Origin of the sequence: Sphingobacterium sp. B16(2022) (assembly GCF_012030425.1) — a bacterium.
GTDB lineage: Bacteria > Bacteroidota > Bacteroidia > Sphingobacteriales > Sphingobacteriaceae > Sphingobacterium > Sphingobacterium anhuiense.
The window spans coordinates 1390750-1408218 of the sequence record NZ_JAAUVN010000001.1 but is presented as its reverse complement, the minus strand read 5'-3'; the positions used below and the strand labels follow the sequence as shown (position 1 = coordinate 1408218).

Here is a 17469-nt window from a genome sequence, read left to right as displayed (position 1 = left end):
TTTACGCTCAATTTCTATTATGCCATTTTATATTGTAAAACTTATTGCTGTATAAAATTTAAGTTCTTATTTAATGTTCGATTTTATGCGTATCACGCACACTGCTAAACGTCATGGCCAGCATCTTCCAATCTTTCTTTTGCTTTTTGTAAACCTCCGTTACCGTAAACTCCGTTACTGCATCATTTCCACGCACATCAGCTGTTAAGGTAATTCTATTCCAAACAATTGCAACATCATCTACGATCTCGACCGCTACATCATGAATAGCGGCTTTCTTATACCAGATTCGACCGGTTTTTATAATGTCGAGTTCTTCATTCTTCTTCCATGTTCCGCTCATATGAACAAACTTTGACTTATCATCGAATAATGCTGCGAGTTTATCGACATTCTTATCAGCCATCCACTGCCACTTCAATTTCGACAGTTCCTTCACTTCTTCTACTGCATTCATTTTTTGTGCAAAAGACAACTGCACTGTCAAGACAAATAAGAGTAATCCAAAAATAGCTTTTTTCATTTTTTATTGTTTTTATATTAAAACTGATGTTCTTTAAGTTTCATAAATACGATCAATCCTCCAATTAGACGAAAGGCTAATAGAGAATTAACCATGCGCTCCGTGAGCTAAGTATTGTTTCATAAAAGGTTGGTTATAGTATCGTTTACCAGTATGGTGAAAAAGAGCATTGGCAACAGCACCGAACATCGGCGGAAATACCGGCTCTCCCATTCCTGTGGGGTTTTCCTGATTTTGCACAAAATGAACTTCGATATGTTTTGGACACTCATTCATACGAATGATCCGATAAGTATTGAAGTTGCTTTTCTGGGGTACTCCATCTGCGAACAATTGTTCTCCGTATAGTGCATTTCCAATACCGTCAATCACCGCACCTTCCGCCATATTGACGGCTGCATCCTGATTTACCACAATACCACAATCGACGCTTGCAATCGCCTGTACAACATAGGGTTCATTATTCTTAACGCCTATATCGACCAAAGCCGCTGCATAGGTATTATGGCAAAAATAAGCGGCAACTCCTCTTCCCGTGCCTTCGGGTTTTTTAAGCAAACTGGCTTTCTCCTTCAACAATTGCAGGACACCTGCGTACCGTGATGCATCATAATCATTACGTTGTCCAACAGGACGTTCTTTCGCCCTTTTAAGTAATTCCAGACGAAAATCGATCGGATCTTTTTTCATTTCAACAGCCAGTTCATCCAAAAATGACTGCTCAGCGCTAGCCATAAAATTGGATCGCGGTGCACGAAAAGCTCCGATCGTAATATCGGAATCAACCGCCCAGGATTCGGCAAGGTAATTGTCAACAGCTCCCGCCGGAAATCTATTTTCATGTAGCGGAGATTCCGGTATTCCCCCAGCCTTGACATGAAATCCGATCAACTGATTATTGTTATCTAAAGCAGCCCGATATGTTGCACTGTAAGTAGGTCTATAAATACCATAGGTCGCTTCATCTTCACGGGTATACATCAATTTCACAGGAGCATTTAATTTCTGAGAGATCACGGCGGCCTCCACCAGATGATGTCCATAAGCCCTGAGTCCAAAACCGCCACCCATACGGGCGAGTTTAATCTTTATCTTTTCTTTAGGCAACCCTAATCGGGCCACCAAGGTTGTTGTGATGACCTCCGGTGCCTGGATAGGCGCATATAATTCCGCTTGATCTGCCGTTACATGAGCAAAACAGGAAACGGGCTCCATGGTATTGTGAACCAAAAATGGTGCTGTATACGTTCGCTCAATGATGCGGGCAGCATTTTTAAATGCAGCATCTGGATCTCCATCCTTACGTTTAACTTCCCCTGGAATCTTTGCATATCGATCCATATCTGCATAATGACCAGCTGTACTCTCCAGTTGAAGTGTGTCTTTATTCTTCCTTTTTGAGGCCGTTTGCAGTTCCAATTGCAGTTTTTTCTTTGCCTGCATCACTTCCCAGGTAGAAGTACCCACAACTACAGCTAAGCTGCCGAAACTCATCGTATCAAAATAATTGCGCGTATAGTCCTTTGCTAGCGGTTCAATCAGAAAAACATCCTTTATCCCCGGCATTTGACGTACTGCAGTATCATCAAACGCTGTGATCTCCTGCCCAAAGGCTGGTGGATGTACAATCATAGCAATCAGCATACCCTCCTGCTTATAGTCGCTGGTAAATAAAGGTTTACCCGTTACAATATTATCCAGTTCTACATTTTGCTTTGACGAACCTATTATTTTAAAATCAGCCACGTCTTTTAACTTCACATCTTTTGGTACCGGTATTCGGGCTGCCTGAGAGGCAATTTCACCGTAAGTTATTTTTTGATCACTTTTTTTGTGGAAAATGACACCCGCTTCTGTATGCATTTCGTTTAGCGGTACAGCCCATTTTTCAGAAGCTGCTATTAAGAGCATCTGCCGCGCCGTAGCTCCTGCTGTGCGTAACACGGGCCAAGCCTGCCGAACGGACTGACTACCGCCAGTGAACTGACGTCCATATCTTTCTGGAAAAAAATCAGCCTGCTGCACCGTTACTTTCTCCCAGGCTACATCCAGTTCCTCTGCGAGGATCATCGGAAGAGATGTCTTTACATTCTGTCCAAATTCAGGATTGGGATTAAATAACAGGATATCGCCATTAGGGTAAATTTTAATATAGCTGTTTAATTCAATTAATGTATCAGCTGCTGGTCCCGGCTCACTTGCCATCGCTCCAGCACCCGGCCAGTTGAAATGTAAAATCATTCCGCCACCGGCTAAAAGCGCGGCTTTTAAAAAAGATCTTCTGCCTAGCGTCGTTTTATCTGTTGTCATCGCTTATTTCTTTGATTTTTTGAAAAAATAATTACTTCGTGGGAGCATAAGCACCTGTTGTCAACCAGGTAATCCAAGCTTCTTTAAAAGCAGCATGACTAATCGGAGGCAGTGTTCTTCCTTCTCCGGGCTCCCAGCCCCATTTTACCAATCCATCATCCGCATGGGCTAGCAATGCTTTCAGATCTTTATTTCCATTTTGCTTACGGTCTACCAACTGCTTAGCCAGCTCATGTGCGCTTTTTCCTTCAAAGACCATTTTCATGTCTGCAGGTGGAAGATGCCAATTCGGACTTCCCGGAGGGGTTTTCAGTCCTACTGTATTTTCATCCTGATGGCAGTTATTACATTTCATTGTCAGCATACCTTTTCCTTCAGGCCCACGTTTCGGAAACATCGCATGCAACTTGCGCTCATCACCCTGAAGCGGAATATCACCGCTTGGATGGCAATTCACACATCGGGGACTCTGTAGCACAGCATATACTTTTTTAAACGCTTCAACAGACTGTATGCTATCTTTTTTCACATGGATATCCGGTTCTAGTGTATTTTCAGATCTGGAATCAATTGTAAAAGCAGAAACCAGAACCGTTAAAAACAGACCGATGGCACTCAAAGTCAATGCAAGCTTATAAGTCCCTTTGCTTTTTATATTATTTAATATTTTCATGAGCTATTTTTTAGCAGATTACACATCTATACATAACCATTTATTTCTTTTGCAATGATGCAGCATGATGTATGGCCTGACGAATTCGCGAATAAGTTCCACAACGGCAGATGTTTCCGGTCATGGCATCATCAATATCCTGATCTGTTGGATTCGGCCGTTCACGTAATAAAACAGCAGCCGACATGATTTGACCGGCATGACAGTACCCACATTGGGGCACATCCACATCTTTCCAGGCAACTTGCAATGGATGGTCACCTTTTTCAGAAAGACCCTCAATCGTAATCACCTCTTTGCCAACTGCACGTTTCATTTTTGTAACACAGGATCTTACCGCTTCACCGTCCATATGGACCACACAAGCACCGCATTGTGCTACTCCGCAGCCATATTTTGTTCCAGTCAAACCGACGACATCACGTAAAAACCACAGCAGTGGCATCTCTTTATCAATAACGACCTCGTATTCCTTTTTGTTAATGCGAATGGTTTCCATAATTGTGTATGTTAGTTGTTATATAACAGTCTGTATTCATCATTTGTTTATTTTGGGCTTATCCTCTTTCTTTCAGATGCTTTGGCTCTCCACTTTCAAAAGCCATCACATCATGATCTTAGTCTTAAAAATATGTATTTTTCACCTATACATTATCGAGCACAGCACAAAACAGTAATATTGGTAGAAGAATCCGTAAATGGGGTTGTTGATTACAAGCAAAACGATGCTTTTTGGACCCATCCTCTCAAATTAATTCAGTACATTTATGGCTATGCAGTCATCAATCGTATACCTCGACTATAATGCCACTACACCCGTTGATGATCGGGTATTAGAACGGATGTTGCCCTTTTTCAAGCAGCAGTACGCCAATCCCAGCAGTCCCCATCTTTTTGCATTGCAGGCTCAGGAAGAGATTGATTTTGCTCAGCAAGATCTTGCCCATTTAATTAATTGCCGTGCAAGCGAACTGACTTTTACGTCAGGAGCCACAGAAGCGATCAATATGGCGATAAAGGGTCTGACCTATGGTCACCGTAAACATATCATTTGTGCATCCACAGAACACAATGCAGTACTTGAATGTTGTCGTTACATGGAAACTAAGGGATATGCTGTCACCTATCTGCCTGTAGATAAAGATGGCATCATCGATTTAAAAACGCTGGAGGATAGCATTACAACAGATACGGCGCTTGTTTGTGTCATGCTTGTGAACAATGAGACAGGTGTTATGCAAGATATACCATCAATTGCCACCCTAACCCATCAGGCGGGAGCATGGTTCCTGTGCGATGCGACACAGGCTGTCGGCAAGATTCCGATTGATGTAAAGCAGATGCAAATCGATTTTATGCCGATTTCAGCACATAAGTTTTACGGTCCTAAAGGTATTGGCGCGTTATATACCAATCCTGCTATTGGTTCACTGGAACCCTTGCTGCATGGAGGTCGGCAACAGCAAGGTATGCGAAGTGGCACACTCAACGTCCCGGGTATTGTAGCACTTGGAACTGCCGCTGCCATCGCAAAGCAGGAGATGGCAAATCAGAATAAACTTATTTTAACGTTACGCGATGCCTTGGAAAAATCCATTTTGGAAATCGATGAGACTTTTGTGAACGGCCACTTGGACAAACGTATATTCAATACCACAAATATCAGTTTGCGCGGTCTCCATTCCCAAGAAATGATACTAGCCCTGGGCAATATCGCTGTTTCCAGTGGCTCAGCCTGTTCATCCGTAACAAACAGACCTTCTCCGGTATTGCGGGCTATGGGACTAAAGAATGAAGATAATCTCAGTGCAATACGGTTTAGTTTAGGCCGGTTTACAACTGACCATGACATCGATTATACCTTGGATAGGATCAAGAAAATTGTGACCAAACTTCGTGGATAGCGCTAAAAAGCTATCCATGTCCCTGATTATCCTGAATAGGAAAAACATGCAGTATCTGTGGAAATAAAGCTTTCACACTTTCTTTCACCCCATTTGTTGACCCTGGCAAGGTCAAGACCAGCATTCGGTCTGCAAAACCTGCAACCGCTCTGGAAAGCATAGCAGTTTTTACAAATTGCTGTCCATACTGTCTTGCGATTTCCATTACACCCGGCAATTTCTTGGTTAAATAAGGCTCCACAGCCTCTGGCGTAACATCCCGATCAGACACTCCAGTCCCACCCGTATAGATCAGCATATCGACCCCTAATTCCCTGGAAACCGTCAATTGATGTTGAATAGCATCAATTTCATCTGGCACAACCTCAAATCGTACGACGTCTATACCGTAATCTTCCAGTAACTCTTGCAATACAAATCCCGAACGGTCCTGTTTTTCACCTGAATAGACCGAATCACTGCAAACAACAACTGCAGCCTTGATCTTCCTGTTTTCTAACAGATGCGCGTGGTCACTTTTTCCGCCCGACTTGTGCAATAAACGAATCGAGCCGATTTCAACATGTTTATCGATCGGTTTTAACATATCATACAGCACCAGTGCGGCGACAGAAGCACCATGCATCGCTTCGACTTCTACACCGGTTTTATAGATCGTGTGCACAGTTACCGAAATCTTAATTGTAAGTTCTTCAATCTCAAAATCTATTGCCGCATATTCAATCGGCAACGGATGGCAGTCCGGGATGATATCGCTTGTTTTTTTTATGGCAAGCAACGTAGCCGCACGGGCAAACTCATAAACATTACCCTTTGGAACCTGACCATTTTTGATAGCATCTACCGTTCGGCCATGTGAAGTAACCACAGATGCAGTTGCTACCGCTTTACGCAACGTAGCGGATTTATGTGTAATATCGACCATCTTAATTATTTTTTTTCCACTGATGTGTATCGTCCTCAAATAGTTCTTTTCCCCAGATCGGAAGTTCCTTTTTAATCTGCTCCACAATCTCATGACAAGCCTGTTGCGCATCTGCACGGTGTTTAGAAGATACGAATACAAAAAGGCACAGCTGTCCAGTAGGCACCGTCCCTAAACTATGGTACACATGCATACATATCAGCTTATACTTGGCAAACATTGCCTCTCTGATGGTATCCATTTTTTCTAAAGCCATCTGTTCGTAAGCTGTATATTCAATTGCGGCAACAGACTTTCCATCTACCACATCGGCTCTGATCTGTCCCAAGAATAACTCATGGGCACCGATAGCTGTTTTACTGCTATGTGCTGCAATACTCTTCGCGATCTGATCTGGCGAAATGGCTCCCTGCACAAATATATTTTTCATTTATTCTGCTTTATTAGTACTTAAATATGAAATAATGCCACCCGCCAAGTGACTTACCCTCTTTGCGGGACCGAAATGCGCTTTCAGCTTTCCCGCGGCATGTAAACTGCGTTTTCCGCTTTGACATACCACAATAATATGTGTGGCCTTTAATTCATCCAAATGGTCAAACAGTATTGACAAAGGGATCTCCTGTGTTGCGATCGCAAATGACGGTTCCTCATAGGATTCCCGGATATCAACCAGACTGACGTTCTTATCCTGCAGATAAGATGCAATTTCATACGGATATATCAAGCTGATATCCTGTTCCAAATGTCGGTCCTGCTCAGTGGCCTCCCTCTTTTCTGTAGCATAAACTTTAGCCCTTTCAGAATTCGGAGTGATCGATAAGATCATGGACTGATAGGTCAAAACATTAAAAGTCATTAACTTATTGACCAAGGGCTCTCCAATACCCGTTATTAACTTCAACACTTCGGTGGCTTGCATCAGTCCGATGATCCCAGGCAAAACACCCAATACACCATTTTCTGAGCAGTTTGGAGCCTCTTCAGCACTCGGGATTTGTGGAAATAGATCGCGGTAATGACAGACAGTTCCATCATCATCAGCGACATTAAAGATTGCTATCTGCCCTTCGTATTGATAGATCGCCGCAAAAACAAGCGGTTTTTCTAAGCGCGTACAACAATCGTTTATAATATAACGTACCGCAAAATTATCCGTACAGTCAACAACGATATCATACTGTGAAACAATAGCATTAGCATTGCTATCATCAAGCAAAACAGGATGTCCAACGATTGTGATAGACGGATTATTCTCGCTTAGCTTCCGCACAGCAACTGCGCACTTTAACTGCCCAAGATCTGCGGTGCTATATAGGGTCTGGCGTTGCAGATTACTCAGTTCTATCGTATCAAAATCAACGATACCGATACGCCCTACACCTGCCGCAGTCAGATACTGCAGTACCGGACAGCCTAACCCTCCAGCTCCGACAACAAGTACCTGAGCCGCGGTAAGCTTTTCCTGCGCCTCATAACCAAAACCTGGTAAACTGTAATGCCGCTCATATCGTGGATCCCAATGCATATTACCCTCCCGAAAATGGTGGCAGAAGTGCTACCGTATCTGATTCCTGTAACAGAACCGCCTCTTTTGTAATCTTTCCATTCACTGCAAGCGCCATTTTACGGTTCTCGAGTAAAGGAAACTGCTGGATCAAACTTGTTAACAAATTTTCCGTATCCACTGCTTCCATAAAGAACTCTTTCTCTATAATTTCTACAAGCGGTCCAAATGCAAGTACTTTAATCTTATTCATCTCTTATTCAAATTAAGCATTCTTTTTATCTGATGAGACATCCCATAGGGATCATGCTCGTCAAAAGTCAAGACATATCTATCCAATTCTGATCACTATTGCTTTCTTACCGCGCAGCTATGCCGAAGTAAAGAGCAATTTATAGGCGGCAACGAGTAACACTGTTGCCAGTACATATTTTAAAACATCCTGATTAAACTTTTTAGAACCTAAATAAGCACCCAAAAGCCCACCACTGAATGCTACCACAATATATAAAATCATATTGGAAGTCAACGTAATACCCTGCGTCAACATTCCTCCCAGTCCAGCCAAAGAATTGACAAAAATAAATGCGGCACTGATTGCCGCCGTTTGCTTCTGGTTGGTCCATAGCAACAAGATCAAAATAGGTGAAAGGATTATGCCTCCACCTATACCGATCATTCCGGACAGAAGCCCTATGAAAGCACCCAACAATATCGAAATCCATTTTACTGGAGGTACCAGACGATCGTCTTCCACATTCTTAAAAAAGAAAAATCGAACGATCGGCAGCAACAGTAAAATTCCTAATATTTTTTTATAAAGATGATCATCGATCGATAACATACCGCCCAGAAAAGCAAAAGGTATAGATGCCAGCGCTATGGGTATAAAAATCTCTTTCTTAAAATGATTTCCGCGGTAATACTGAATAAAGGCAGTCAAGGAAACAAATAAATTTAAAAACAGCGCTGTAGGTTTCATTTCTTGCGGCGCCACGCCATAAAGAGCCATTAAAGCCAGGTAACCGCTCGCTCCGCCATGCCCAACAGAGGCATATAAAAAAGCAACAATAAATAAAATAATAAAAAAAAATTCGGTATCCATAGATTTTTAAAGCAATACGATTACTTGGACTTCTTCACCTGCCACAATACCAGTAGATTCTTCCGGTATCACGAGCAGGCAATTGGCCTGGGCATAAGATTGTAGACGATAAGATTCCTGCGCATGCAGGGGCAATACCCTACCGTCCATTAAATGAGCTTTTATAAAATGTGTTAATCCACTGTTTTTTGGATAATCAACGGTAGTCACGGCTTTGCTGTAGCAAACGGAATCAGCTCGTTGCATCATCCGGTCAATAGCCGGTAAAACATACAGGTAGAAACAGGTTAGCGCTGAAGAAGGATTTCCTGGCAATCCGAAAACCACTGTTTCATCCTTAGTTCCAAAAAACAATGGTTTTCCTGGTTTCTGTTTCACTTTATGAAAATGAGGCCGCACCGACTGCGCCAGAGCACTTTGCACCACAAAATCATAATCACCCACACTCACGCCTCCCACCAGCAGCACCAGATCCGAAGCTAACAATGCCTGTCCCAAGATCTTTTCCAATGCGGCAGGATCATCTGTAGCGTGAAAAACCTGAACCGTTTCGATACCTGCTTTTTGAAGTGCAGCACGTAGTTGAATCGAGTTTGAGTCGTATACCTGTCCAAAGAAAAGTGGCTGACCCAATTCCTTCAGTTCATCACCTGTCACAATGATGGCTACTTTTGGCGGTTCAAAAATCAGCAGCTTCTCACAGCCGATACCTGCTAAAAAACCCAGTGCAGCAGGCGTCAATACAGTTCCCTGTGCAAGGGCCAATGTGCCTTTTGTGGCTTCGCTACCTTTTTCACGGACATGCATGCCAAGAGTTAATTGCTCATCAGCAACCGTGATCCAATCTCCTTCGCGATATACCCGTTCCTGCATGACCACGGTATCTGCCGCCGTTGGTATGGGTGCACCCGTAAAGACGCGCATCGCCTGTCCGGACAATAGCGTTACATCCGACTGTTTTCCAGCACGCATTTCGCCCACAATTTCCAATCGGTTATTGTGGTCCTCAAATTTCAACGCATAGCCATCCATCGAAGACTGCCTAAAACCAGGAATATCATATTTTGATATAATCTGCTCTGCAACAGTATATCCTAAAGACTCAGATAAAGTTTTTATTCCAGTGCGAACAAAATGGGCATGTTTTTTAATGATCGCTTTTGCTTCCGATACTGAAACCATTTCCTGTATTAAATATCTTAAATCAGCAGGTTCATCAATGTCGACTGATCCCTTATCAAAAGCAACTGCAACAACATCATCAGGATATGCGGCTATGATTTTTTTAGCACCCTGATCTCCCTGCAACTGCTGTAATAATGGAAAATAAAAGTTACTGAACAGCACCGGCACGCCCAAGGTATCCGCATAGGCCGATGCAATAATCCCTTTCTGACTTTCCAACTGATTTTCATGCAATTGCATAAAATGATGAGCCTCAAGAAAGGGCTGATCACATACTGAAAAGATGCACCGAGTTAACAATGGATGATCGTTTAATAACGCCTCTATTCCTTTCCTGATAGACGAGGCCATTCCTGTAGACCAATCATCATTGTAACAGATCTTTAGATCATGGTCAACAAGTATTCCTGCAACGGCCTCGGCATCAGCGCCCACCACTACGATCACACAAGCAGGGTCACTCGACAGCGCCTGTTCTACAGCATGTTGAACTAATGGCTTATGCTGATAATCCAGAAGTTGTTTTGCAGTCCCTAAGCGTGAGGAACTACCCGCTGCTAATATTATTATACCTGTATCCTGCATTATCCTCCAATAGTTATCATACTTCTATTTTGTAATTTATCCGCATCTATTTGCGTAAAATCAGTGGCTAATTGGCCCCCTAGAGCAAAAGCCTTTGCCTGGATATTCGCTTGAATCAACGGTAATATAGGCTGTCCCAGCCGATGGGCGGTAAGTAAGTCCGTTTCATGAGTAGAAAAGAGACAATTTTTCAATTTACCATCTGCCGTTAAACGGATCCGGTTGCAGCCTGCACAAAAAGGTTCGCTCATGGTACTGATGACGGCGAATGATCCGCGGTGGCCTGCGATATGAAAATGTTTTGCTGTATCGTGTATACTCCCCACCTGTTCGTGGATGGTATAACTTTTTTGGATCACATCTTTTATTTCCCGTAAAGTAAACACCTGGTTATTGGTCCATTTATTACCAGAAAAAGGCATAAATTCAATAAAACGAACCTCTAATGGCCATTTTTCAGTAAGCGCGACAAAATCAGTGATTTCATTATCGTTCAGCCCTTTCATTACCACCACATTCAATTTACAGGTTATGCCGGACGCTAACAATAGGCCAATATTTGACCAAACACGGTCAAAAAGATTTCTACCTGTTATCTTATGGAATTTTTCGGCATTTAAGGTATCTAGACTGATGTTGATACTGCTAAAATTGGCCGCTTTGATCATGGGCATTAAAGCATCCACCCTTACCCCATTGGTGGTACAGGTCAGTTCTACCGGTAAAGTGGCCAGTCCTGCTAAAATCAGAGCTGCATCTTTACGTACAAAAGGCTCCCCACCGGTTAAGCGTATTTTCGTAATTCCCTGCGATACAAAAGTCTTAGCGATCGCTAAGATTTCATCGGGCTGCATCAGTTTGGCATGTGCCGCAAAGGCATATTCCTCTTCGGGCATACAGTAAAAACAGCGCAGATTGCAATTGTCCGTAAGCGATATACGGAGATAAGTATGTTGACGGCCAAATTTATCGAATAGCATAATAATGATTAAAGGATTGGAATATTCTCGTGCATCTTAGCTGCGAGGTCACGAAGAGATGCAGCAGATCGGCTGTGTAAAAAAGATTTGACCTCCGCAATAATCGAGAGTGCTATCTCTGCCGAAGTTTCAGCTCCGATATCAAGACCGACAGGGCCATGCATTTTTGCCAGCTGAGCTTCTTCTATGATGCAACCATCTTCTTGTAATGTGTTAAGCAAACGTTGAAACCTTTTTTTAGGTCCTAATAAGCCAATATAAGAAACAGATGTCTGTAGTAAATGCTTGAGAACATCTTTGTCATAATTAAAATTGTGCGACATTAAAACCACTGCGGTATAGGCATCGATATCGATCTGATGCAGAAACTCACTGGCAGCTGCAGTGATCACTTGTTTTGCTGCAGGAAAACGATCAACTGCTGTGTGACTGGCCCTACCATCAACAATGCTTACTTCCCAGCCAAGCATAGCCGCCATCGCAGCTACCGGTTGTGCATCATTTCCTGCCCCCACAATGACCATATGAATTGGCGGAATATGGTATTCCAATAATAGCTCATAATCCACATTTTTATATTCTAAAACCGTTCGCATCGTGGCCTTACTTCTGCTTACCTGCTCCATATAAGCAAGCATATCTTCACCTGCAATAAGCGGATTGGTTCTTAAAACGGTTTCATTTTCCAGTCGTATACCACATGTACCGGGCTGCTCAGCATAGCGATCCAATGAGCAGATCGTGACCACAAGTGCTGGTACCCGTTTATCGGTTGTTTTTTTTAATAAGGCAATCGGATTTTGAGGATCGCTCGGGTCAATATATTCAAATAGTAGATGTACAATACCATTACAGCCCAATTGTATACCGAGGGTTGCATCGGCTTCATTTGTGGTATCATAAGTTACCAATTTATTAGTTTGCTGCTGGAGCGCTAGCATCGCCCTGCGGAGTGCATCACCTTCGAGACATCCCCCACTGATCGCTCCAGTCATCTCTCCATATTCAGATACCAGCATGCGTGCACCTGGCATCCGGTAGGATGAACCCTCTACCTTAACAACGGTAGCCAGCACCGTTTTATAACCCTGCGATTCAGCGGTATCGTATGCGGCAATTATGGTTTTTAATTCACTCATCAAACAAAATTCAATAACTCGTTAAACACTTATTTTACAAAAATTTAAACAACATCAATTAAGGTGTTTGATTAACTTAATATTTTATCTGGAGTAATGGGTAAACTGCGTAATCTTTTGCCCGTAGCATTATAAATGGCATTCGCAATTGCAGCGGCCGTTCCAATAATTCCCACCTCACCTAAACCTTTAGCCCCAGTCGGGTTGATAAAAGGATCTGATTTACCGATAAAACTGACATCAATTATTGGTGCATCGGCATTAACCGGAAAATGATAGCCTGCCAGATCATCAGCAATAGCTCCACCGATCCGCGTATCCAGCAGGCGCTCTTCCATAAGTGCCATTCCGATGCCGCCGACAGCTGCACCTGACATCTGGTTGGCTGCCGCTTTTTCATTCACAATTTTACCTCCATCGGCCACACAGACCATTTTTGTCACCATGACCTTTCCCGTTTTCACATTGACCCTTACTTGGCAAAAATGAGCAGCAGAAGAGCAAAAAGCATATTTCTTACGCTCTTCACCGGGACCTGAGGTCGCTTCTACCACTAATTCATCTAAGTTATTTTGCTTCCACAAGGTATCCAAAGGAATAGTTGCAGTTGTATCATTTTTCAAAGACAAACCAGTTTCAGACAGCACTAAGACATCTTCCTGTACATCCTTGAACCTTTGGTCTTGTTTAGCGGCATAGGCTAACAGCTTTTCTTTCAGCAGACGGACTGCTTCCACAACAGCCCCGCTTACAGAAGACATTCCAGTACTTCCACCTTGGCTGGGCGCTGGAGGGAGATTTGAATGACCAAGTTCGATTGTTATTTTATTTTTCGGAATCCCGGTTATCTCATGGGCAATATTTTTCATACCCGTCCCTGTTCCTGTACCGATATCGGTCATTGCAGTCTGAATGATCAGACTTCCATCTTTTTTCATTTTTATGGCGGCACTCGTTTTATTTCTTCCGGCATTCCACATTCCCACAGACATCCCGTAGCCAATATGCCAGTCGCCTTCCTGCATGCTATTAGGTTGTGGATTCCGCTTTTCCCAACCGATACGCTGGGCACCTAAGTTCATACAATCTACTAAATAATTTGATGACCAGGGTAATTTAGAATCCGGATGATGCGTTACAGCAATATTTTTTGCTCGGATCGCTACGGGATCTATATTCAATTTATAGCTCAATTCATCGATGGCACATTCAACTGCAAAATCTCCCGTACAATCACCGGGACCACGCATCCAGGTCGCTGCATTGATATTTAACGGCACTAGTGCATCCTCAGTCTTAAGATGTTCAAAATCATAAATCAGACGCGTTATCCGTGTGATCTGATCTGAAAACCGTTCATATAACGATGTTTCATTACGGGCCTGATGATGGATACCCATAAATTTCCCCTGATCATCTGCTCCAAGCTTAATTTTCTGCCAGGAAGCAGGACGATAACCGGTACCGATAAACATCTGCGGTCTTGTCAGCATTAATTTCACGGGACGTCCCACCTGTTTGGCTGCCATAACGGTAGCCAGTACATGTGGCCACACCCGAAGACCAGATCCAAAACCACCGCCGACAAATTCGCTCATGACCTCCACTTGTTCCTTTTTCAGATTAAATAAAGGTGCGATCACCTGTTGTACATTATTCACTCCCTGTGTCTTGTCGTAAAGTTTGAGATGATCGGTACCAGTCCATGCAGCGATCGTGGCATGCATTTCCATGGGGTGATGTACCTCCGTTTTAATTTCATATTCGGCCTCCACCACATGAGGTGCATCTTGCCAGCTCTCGAGATTTCCGCGTTCTTTACCCGCTTCGTGCAGTGGGATCTGTGCGTAGGTAGAGTCAAAATCAACATTAAATTTTGTCTTTTCATACTGCACCTCTACCAGCGATGCCGCATAAGTGGCATCCTCAAGTGTCTCCGCCATAACCAATACAACCGGCTGTCCCTTAAAATAAATGGTGTCTGTATGAAATACAGGAAGACCAAAACGCGATTCTTTAATCAACGCCTCCGTCGCAAAACCAGGAACAGCAGGTTTTTCCAGATGGGATACAAAACCAAGTACAGATTTTACTTGTTTTGCTTTGGACAGATCAATATTTTTAATTTTACCACTAGGTACAGTACTTCCTACCAAAACAGCATAGCACATCTTATCCACCGCATATTCCGCTGCATATTTTCCTTTCCCGATCACTTTATCCCGTGCTTCGACGCGCCCTTCAGGTATGGTTATATTTTGTTGATTCAAGTCTTTCATTTTACATTATTTTGTAAAAACCCATTCATTTTTATTAAAAAACGTTATTCCTTGCTACAGATTAAGCCAGCAGGCATTGTGCCAGTGCAGATTCCACAGCACCTTTCAGCATGCCTACTTTAAAACCATTTTGTGCCAAGGGATGCGCATCCGCGACAATCATGGCGGCGGCCTCGCTAAATACAGCAGCAGTGGCATTTTTACCGATCAAGAACTCTTCAGCTTCCAGCCAGCGCCAAGGTTTATGTGCTACACCACCAGAGGCCAGCCGCGCTTCAACAATGCGGTCACCGTCCAAGTGCAGTGCAGCGGCTACCGAAACCAGAGCAAAGGCATAAGAAGCCCGGTCTCTGATCTTAAGATAAGCACAATGTTTCGCAAATGGATTTTCTAAAATTTTAATAAATGAAATTAAAGCATGATCCGGTAAATTATTGTCCAGATGAGGATCATTTCCCGGAAGACGATGAAACTCCTGAAAAGGTATAACATTCTCTTTTTGATCTTTTGTGATCACGTGTACTTCAGCATCCAATGCAACAAATGCGACACAGAGATCAGATGGATGTACAGCAACACAATCTTTACTATAACCAATTATGGCGCTCATCCTATTTTCTCCAGCATATGCACTGCATCCGGTACCCGGCTCACGCTTATTGCAGTCGGTCGTGGTATCGTAGAAATATGGACAACGGGTACGTTGTAAGATATTACCTCCTGTAGAAGCCATATTTCGGATCTGCGGAGAAGCTCCAGCTAAAACAGCTTTTGCAAGCAGCGGAAAATCTTTCAAGACCTTCGGATCGGTCGCAATTTCAGTATTGCGAACCATAGCACCGATATGAATATTTTTGTCATGTGTATCTATTGTACGAATAAGCGCATCATTAATGTCTACAACAGTATCCGGAAGATGCACGTTCTTTTTCATCAAATCGACCAGATTTGTTCCGCCCGCGATATACTGCACATGATCTTTTTTATGAGAAAGTGCAGTTTTGGTATTGGTTACTCTTATAAATTCGAAAGGTTTCATGATTGCGCTACTTTTTGAATAGATTCAACAATACCGTTATAAGCTCCACAGCGGCAAAGATTGCCACTCATAAATTCTTTAATTTCCTCAACGGAATGCGTATGGCCCTCTTTTACACAGGCAATAGCCGACATAATTTGCCCGGGTGTACAATAGCCACATTGAAAACCATCACATGCAATAAAAGCCTCCTGCATCGGATGCAGTTGTTCACCATCGGCAATACCTTCAATCGTGGTTACTTCTTTTCCAACCGTAGAGGCAGAAAGAGTCAGGCAGCTTAAAACCCTTACGCCATCCACATGGACCGTACAGGCGCCACATTGACCGTGATCGCAACCTTTCTTTGTACCGGTAAGACCGAGGTTTTCACGCAAAAGATCCAGCAAGGTAGTTCTTGTATCCGAATCAAGCGTGTAAGCCTTTTTATTAACCTGTAACGTCAAAGGAACTGTGCGCTTGGCAGGAACAATAAATTGTTTCACCTGTAGGTAGGTCGCTTTTAAAGAAGCCGGAAGTGTCGCCAGTAAAGTAAGGGCGCCAGTGGTCTTTAAAAAAAATCTTCTGCTGAAATTACTGTTTTTCTTCATAATTGGAATATTTTTTTGTCCTTACCATTGAACAGTAAAGACAAATTAAGTAGCCAAAGCATAACTTTAGAACAAATTAAAGCAGTTAAAAGTTTTCATATGCCTATATTAAACGGCGACCGTTACACATAACTAAAAAATATTGTTCTACCTATTTCAAATTTCATGAATAACCCGCAATTAATAGGTACATATATTACTGTTTTTGCTACCAATATTACTGATCCTAAGCTGAGGACTTTTTTAAGATCCCATGTAATAATAATACTAAGTGGCTAGGTTAATTTTTTTAGCGAACTTTCTTTTTTTTATGAGGATCATTTTCTGGTTTTATTTTCCGCTCCAAGTTCGCTAAACGTTTACGCCAGCGCATTATCTGCGGTTCTTCGAAAATAGGAAAACCATTATCATCGAAGAGACCCAATGCTTTAGCTAAATTGTGACTAAGAGCTGCAGATGTACTATTTTCACTTTTCCAAGCTAAAAGATCCTGCCGCACATCCTTCTCATAAGCTTGAAGTGCCTTTTTTATAATAGCGATTTCCATCTTATATTTTTTTTGGCGATGGTATACAATCATGAGTCTATTATATGCCTGCACATGTAATGGATCTTTTCCAATTATTGCCCTATAGCTTTTTATAGCGCCATTAGAATCACCATCTATTTCTTGCTGTTTACCTATTTTCATGAGCTCATTAAGAGAAATACGAATAGCTTTCATA

General features: G+C 42.6%; 17 protein-coding genes. 1 reads left to right on the top strand and 16 read right to left on the bottom strand.

What is annotated here, in order from left to right; translation table 11 throughout:
- Positions 1-70: 70 nt before the first annotated feature.
- The 4 genes from HCX49_RS06235 to HCX49_RS06220 all read right to left on the bottom strand — a co-directional run bounded on the left by HCX49_RS06235 (position 71) and on the right by HCX49_RS06220 (position 4005).
- The gene (locus HCX49_RS06235; RefSeq protein WP_021191769.1) at positions 71-523 is read right to left on the bottom strand and encodes a nuclear transport factor 2 family protein; all 453 of its coding nucleotides are present in this window, start codon (positions 521-523) and stop codon (positions 71-73) included.
- Between the two features lie 87 nt (positions 524-610).
- A complete protein-coding gene (locus HCX49_RS06230) occupies positions 611-2833 on the bottom strand; it encodes a xanthine dehydrogenase family protein molybdopterin-binding subunit (RefSeq protein ID WP_168126527.1) in 2223 nt (740 codons plus the stop codon).
- A 31-nt stretch (positions 2834-2864) separates the two neighbouring features.
- Positions 2865-3506 (bottom strand): hypothetical protein, encoded by a 642-nt coding sequence (locus HCX49_RS06225; protein ID WP_237682729.1) that lies wholly within the window; start codon positions 3504-3506, stop codon positions 2865-2867.
- A gap of 40 nt (positions 3507-3546) precedes the next feature.
- A complete protein-coding gene (locus tag HCX49_RS06220) occupies positions 3547-4005 on the bottom strand; it encodes a (2Fe-2S)-binding protein (protein ID WP_132768046.1) in 459 nt (152 codons plus the stop codon).
- Between the two features lie 268 nt (positions 4006-4273).
- Between HCX49_RS06220 and HCX49_RS06215 the strand changes: the two genes are divergently transcribed.
- Positions 4274-5410, top strand: a complete 1137-nt coding sequence (locus HCX49_RS06215) for a cysteine desulfurase family protein (RefSeq protein ID WP_168126526.1) — start codon at positions 4274-4276, stop codon at positions 5408-5410.
- Between the two features lie 10 nt (positions 5411-5420).
- Here HCX49_RS06215 and moaCB read toward each other — a convergent pair whose 3' ends face one another.
- The 12 genes from moaCB to HCX49_RS06150 all read right to left on the bottom strand — a co-directional run bounded on the left by moaCB (position 5421) and on the right by HCX49_RS06150 (position 17468).
- Entirely contained in the window at positions 5421-6335 is a 915-nt protein-coding gene (moaCB, locus tag HCX49_RS06210; protein ID WP_237682728.1) for a bifunctional molybdenum cofactor biosynthesis protein MoaC/MoaB, read from the bottom strand.
- A 1-nt stretch (position 6336) separates the two neighbouring features.
- Positions 6337-6765 carry a molybdenum cofactor biosynthesis protein MoaE gene (locus tag HCX49_RS06205; protein ID WP_168126525.1) on the bottom strand — a complete coding sequence of 143 codons (429 nt, stop codon included), beginning with the start codon at positions 6763-6765 and terminating at the stop codon, positions 6337-6339.
- Entirely contained in the window at positions 6766-7863 is a 1098-nt protein-coding gene (locus HCX49_RS06200) for a HesA/MoeB/ThiF family protein (RefSeq protein ID WP_168126524.1), read from the bottom strand.
- Between the two features lies 1 nt (position 7864).
- Positions 7865-8095, bottom strand: coding sequence for a MoaD/ThiS family protein (locus HCX49_RS06195; RefSeq protein WP_168126523.1), 231 nt, complete (start codon positions 8093-8095; stop codon positions 7865-7867).
- Positions 8096-8212: 117 nt separating this feature from the next.
- Positions 8213-8947 carry a sulfite exporter TauE/SafE family protein gene (locus HCX49_RS06190; protein ID WP_168126522.1) on the bottom strand — a complete coding sequence of 245 codons (735 nt, stop codon included), beginning with the start codon at positions 8945-8947 and terminating at the stop codon, positions 8213-8215.
- 6 nt (positions 8948-8953) lie between these two features.
- Positions 8954-10717, bottom strand: coding sequence for a gephyrin-like molybdotransferase Glp (glp, locus tag HCX49_RS06185; protein WP_206368268.1), 1764 nt, complete (start codon positions 10715-10717; stop codon positions 8954-8956).
- A complete protein-coding gene (moaA, locus tag HCX49_RS06175; RefSeq protein ID WP_168126521.1) occupies positions 10717-11697 on the bottom strand; it encodes a GTP 3',8-cyclase MoaA in 981 nt (326 codons plus the stop codon). The genes glp and moaA overlap by 1 nt, the downstream gene beginning before the upstream one ends.
- Positions 11698-11705: 8 nt before the next feature.
- Complete coding sequence (locus HCX49_RS06170; RefSeq protein ID WP_168126520.1) at positions 11706-12836, bottom strand: XdhC family protein; 1131 nt, start codon at positions 12834-12836, stop codon at positions 11706-11708.
- 71 nt (positions 12837-12907) lie between these two features.
- Entirely contained in the window at positions 12908-15115 is a 2208-nt protein-coding gene (locus HCX49_RS06165; RefSeq protein ID WP_168126519.1) for a xanthine dehydrogenase family protein molybdopterin-binding subunit, read from the bottom strand.
- 61 nt (positions 15116-15176) lie between these two features.
- Positions 15177-16154 (bottom strand): FAD binding domain-containing protein, encoded by a 978-nt coding sequence (locus HCX49_RS06160; protein ID WP_168126518.1) that lies wholly within the window; start codon positions 16152-16154, stop codon positions 15177-15179.
- Positions 16151-16744 (bottom strand): (2Fe-2S)-binding protein, encoded by a 594-nt coding sequence (locus HCX49_RS06155; RefSeq protein WP_168126517.1) that lies wholly within the window; start codon positions 16742-16744, stop codon positions 16151-16153. The genes HCX49_RS06160 and HCX49_RS06155 overlap by 4 nt, the downstream gene beginning before the upstream one ends.
- Positions 16745-17033: 289 nt before the next feature.
- Positions 17034-17468: a tetratricopeptide repeat protein gene (locus tag HCX49_RS06150; RefSeq protein WP_168126516.1), complete on the bottom strand. Its 435-nt coding sequence runs from the start codon at positions 17466-17468 to the stop codon at positions 17034-17036.
- Position 17469 lies beyond the last annotated feature (1 nt).

Coding starts and splice junctions, on each gene's coding strand:
- HCX49_RS06235 (WP_021191769.1), bottom strand. CDS start 523: ATGAAAAAAGCTATTTTTGGATTACTCTTATTTGTCTTGACAGTGCAG.
- HCX49_RS06230 (WP_168126527.1), bottom strand. CDS start 2,833: ATGACAACAGATAAAACGACGCTAGGCAGAAGATCTTTTTTAAAAGCC.
- HCX49_RS06225 (WP_237682729.1), bottom strand. CDS start 3,506: ATGAAAATATTAAATAATATAAAAAGCAAAGGGACTTATAAGCTTGCA.
- HCX49_RS06220 (WP_132768046.1), bottom strand. CDS start 4,005: ATGGAAACCATTCGCATTAACAAAAAGGAATACGAGGTCGTTATTGAT.
- HCX49_RS06215 (WP_168126526.1), top strand. CDS start 4,274: ATGGCTATGCAGTCATCAATCGTATACCTCGACTATAATGCCACTACA.
- moaCB (WP_237682728.1), bottom strand. CDS start 6,335: ATGGTCGATATTACACATAAATCCGCTACGTTGCGTAAAGCGGTAGCA.
- HCX49_RS06205 (WP_168126525.1), bottom strand. CDS start 6,765: ATGAAAAATATATTTGTGCAGGGAGCCATTTCGCCAGATCAGATCGCG.
- HCX49_RS06200 (WP_168126524.1), bottom strand. CDS start 7,863: ATGCATTGGGATCCACGATATGAGCGGCATTACAGTTTACCAGGTTTT.
- HCX49_RS06195 (WP_168126523.1), bottom strand. CDS start 8,095: ATGAATAAGATTAAAGTACTTGCATTTGGACCGCTTGTAGAAATTATA.
- HCX49_RS06190 (WP_168126522.1), bottom strand. CDS start 8,947: ATGGATACCGAATTTTTTTTTATTATTTTATTTATTGTTGCTTTTTTA.
- glp (WP_206368268.1), bottom strand. CDS start 10,717: ATGCAGGATACAGGTATAATAATATTAGCAGCGGGTAGTTCCTCACGC.
- moaA (WP_168126521.1), bottom strand. CDS start 11,697: ATGCTATTCGATAAATTTGGCCGTCAACATACTTATCTCCGTATATCG.
- HCX49_RS06170 (WP_168126520.1), bottom strand. CDS start 12,836: ATGAGTGAATTAAAAACCATAATTGCCGCATACGATACCGCTGAATCG.
- HCX49_RS06165 (WP_168126519.1), bottom strand. CDS start 15,115: ATGAAAGACTTGAATCAACAAAATATAACCATACCTGAAGGGCGCGTC.
- HCX49_RS06160 (WP_168126518.1), bottom strand. CDS start 16,154: ATGAAACCTTTCGAATTTATAAGAGTAACCAATACCAAAACTGCACTT.
- HCX49_RS06155 (WP_168126517.1), bottom strand. CDS start 16,744: ATGAAGAAAAACAGTAATTTCAGCAGAAGATTTTTTTTAAAGACCACT.
- HCX49_RS06150 (WP_168126516.1), bottom strand. CDS start 17,468: ATGAAAGCTATTCGTATTTCTCTTAATGAGCTCATGAAAATAGGTAAA.